Below are 3,158 nucleotides of genomic sequence, written 5' to 3'. Positions count from 1 at the left end.
TCTATAAGGGGCTTTGCCTCCATAGCTTCTTTGAAAATCTCCATCAAAAACGAATTATCTTTGTAATTATAATCTAAAGTTTTTTCTCCCATAGACAAAAATCTTCACCTCCAAATATTTTTGATACTCATTATTTGCAAATATCATAGTAAATTAAAATCCATTTGTTAATCTAATTTTTTTATTTGCAAATTTATTCAAATCTTACCATAATTTTAAACCCTTATGTAGATATATTAAAAATGTACATAAGAAATGCAAGAAAATATTGATTCATAAAAAACTCAAATTATCAGATTCGTGCACAAATGTTCTGATAATTTTTCAATTACGATTATTCGCGGTGAAATTATTACCTCTCGCGTAAAAAATCTAGATTATCTGACATCAGAACTACATAATCTCGTTTAAAATTTCATTGCAAACATCATTTTCACTTTACAGCGTAAAGTATTTTTTCAGCGCATAACAAAACACCCCCTGCAGTAAACAATTATATTACTTCAACTGTCCACTACAAGGGGTGCATATTTCTACTACAAAATCACTCTCTAAAACTTTAGAGCTAAAAAAAAATAGTGAAAAATAAATCCCTCACTATATAGAAACGTAAATACTTTCTAATTTGTAAACCTCAATTTCAAAAAAAATAAAAAAATTTAAAAACCCCAGAAATAAACTGGGGTTTTGATCTATTTATTCATATTTTCTAAGTTTCTTATCTATGTGAAACAACAAAATTCCGACATACTCTTTTAATTCAACATTATTTTGATTTTCATATCCTCTTTTCAATCTTCTGAGTAAAGTTTCTGCACTTTCACCTGGTCTTAGTTCTTTACGTATCAATGATTTTAAACTATATAAAGCATCTTTTCGATTTCTCTTCAAATACCCCTCTTCACAATTCAAATTTAAAATTTCATTTATATCATTGTCATATGTCTCATCAGTAGAAAAAATAGTCCCATCATTTCTATACTCTATAGTTCCCATACAAGCCTGACTTAAAGGATTAATAGTCATTGATTTGTTTCCTTTTCTAGTATCACACGTAGTTTTTCTATATGGCTGCCCTTCATTGCCTTTACATACCGCTAGTAAATTCGTATACTCTAATTCATTGTCATCATTTCGAGCCCTAAAATGCTCAATCTTGACATTTCCGTCATCTTTTATTCTACTCATACAATATGCACACAAATATTTTTGTTCTTGAAGCAACGATTCTCTAAGCTCTTTTTTTACATTTTGATCCATATCATCAAACTTTGAATTTCTTGAATTCCTATATTGTGCAAATCTAGCTGGTTCTCCACTTTTATTTATATATATCATAGCTACATGCCCTCAAAATCTAGATATACCTGCGCCTTAACTACATCCGAATCATGATCCCCAAGTATATCTCTCATTTTTCCTAGTATTGTTCCCGCTTTATCTATATCAGAATCATCTATTGCTAAATAAAAGTTTTCAATCAACTTCTTCACTTCAGAAGGTCTTACATCAGAAGCCATTATCTCCGCTAGTATACTTCCTACATCACGTCCATAAGTATTGTTTGATGGTCTATATAGTTTATGTTCATCTAAAATCCAAATATTCTCCTTCGGAACATTTGCAACTATACTCGGTGAATGAGTTGTAAACACAAACTGAACTTCTTTGAAAATAGATGTCAAATCAGATATTATTTTCTTCTGCCACTCTGGGTGCAAATGCATATCCACCTCATCTATCAAGACAATTCCTGGTGTTTTCAAAACATCACCTAAAAGCTGTGGATTCAATATAGCCATCCTATACGCTATATCTGCAACCATACTTAAAACACCTTTTATCCCATCACTTAATGATTTCATAGGCAATTTTTCAAGGCGTTCATCGTTATGCTTCATAACTATCTCTATCTCTTCACTATTAACATCGTATATAAAATTCACACTAGTCAAACTATCATCTGCGCTCAAATAACACTTACTCATTGCACTCTTAACCGCTTCAAGTTCTGGTACTGTCTCTCCTGTTTGCAATTGTATATATGTCATTTTTTCAAACCATTTAATCATCAATTTCTCATTAGATGCCACATCAAGCGAATCAACATAGCCAACAGTTCTATTTATATCTATCTTTTTAGATTTACTTTTCTTGCTCTTCTTTTGCATCCAAAGACGACCTGTTCCATAATACGCTACTAATGGCAATATACAACTATCATCGCCTTCTCGAACCATTTTCTGATAGCTATATCCAATATCTCTAATAGCCTTAGCATCAGCTATAGTAGTTTTCCTCTTCTCTCCATTTAAAGACCTCTTCCAATTAACTCTACTACCATTTATATCCGCAGTCGCTATGATATCAACTGGAAATTGTCTTTGACTCTCTACATTGCTACCCATTTTGTAAACCTTGTAATGCGCATCATCTATATGTATTCCCTCAGGTGAAATATTGTCAAAACCGGATAAATAACTTCCCATAGCAAGTGATATCGCATCCAAAATAGTAGATTTTCCCGAACCATTAATCCCAATAAATACTGTATAATCATCATCTAAATTTACTTTCAACTCTTCAAAACATCTAAAATTTCTCATCTCTATATCTTTAATCTTCACAACTTCACCTTCTTTTATATAAATATAATTAGATTCCAATTACCTAATTATATCACAAATGCCCATATGTGAACTGCTCGGCATTGAAATGCCGAACAGCTATTGAGAACTAATGCCCAGTGAAAAATAAATCCCTCACTATATAGAAACGTAAATACTTTCTAATTTGTAAACCTCAATTTCAAAAAAAATAAAAAAATTTTAAAAACCCCAGAAATAAGCTGGGGTTTTGATCTATTTTCTAATAAGACTTGCTCTAACCTGCATAGGATCACTCTCCATTATACCATCGTGATAAACACTGAGCACATCGCCCACCTTGACCTCCGACATATTTAGCTCTAGATAACAGCTACTAGCATCTACCGTATACGCAGCTCCATTAGCTCCGCCCATATCAAGTATCATATGACCCTCTTCACTTCTAGCTATACCATTAACCACTAAATCAAGCTTCGTATCCTCATTGTAAATATCAAACACACTCGCTTCATCATCTGGTGAGAAAGAAAAATAGTAAAGACTCACATT

General features: G+C 32.1%; 3 protein-coding genes. All 3 read right to left on the bottom strand.

What is annotated here, in order from left to right; all coding sequences use genetic code 11:
• Positions 1-696: 696 nt before the first annotated feature.
• Complete coding sequence (locus N4A40_10345; protein ID MCT4662249.1) at positions 697-1,338, bottom strand: TIGR02646 family protein; 642 nt, start codon at positions 1,336-1,338, stop codon at positions 697-699.
• Positions 1,339-1,340: 2 nt separating this feature from the next.
• Entirely contained in the window at positions 1,341-2,627 is a 1,287-nt protein-coding gene (locus N4A40_10340) for an AAA family ATPase (protein ID MCT4662248.1), read from the bottom strand.
• A gap of 234 nt (positions 2,628-2,861) precedes the next feature.
• Positions 2,862-3,158, bottom strand: a 297-nt coding sequence (locus N4A40_10335) for a hypothetical protein (protein ID MCT4662247.1), incomplete at its 5' end; no start/stop codon positions are given.

Source organism: Tissierellales bacterium (assembly GCA_025210965.1).
In the GTDB taxonomy this organism is placed as follows: Bacteria; Bacillota; Clostridia; order Tissierellales; family JAOAQY01; genus JAOAQY01.
The sequence above is the reverse complement of the archived record's forward strand: the minus strand, read 5'-3'. Positions and strand labels throughout refer to the sequence as shown.

Bases quoted from the DNA above. Each gene is read 5' to 3' on its own strand.
- N4A40_10345 (MCT4662249.1), bottom strand. From the start codon at position 1,338: ATGATATATATAAATAAAAGTGGAGAACCAGCTAGATTTGCACAATAT.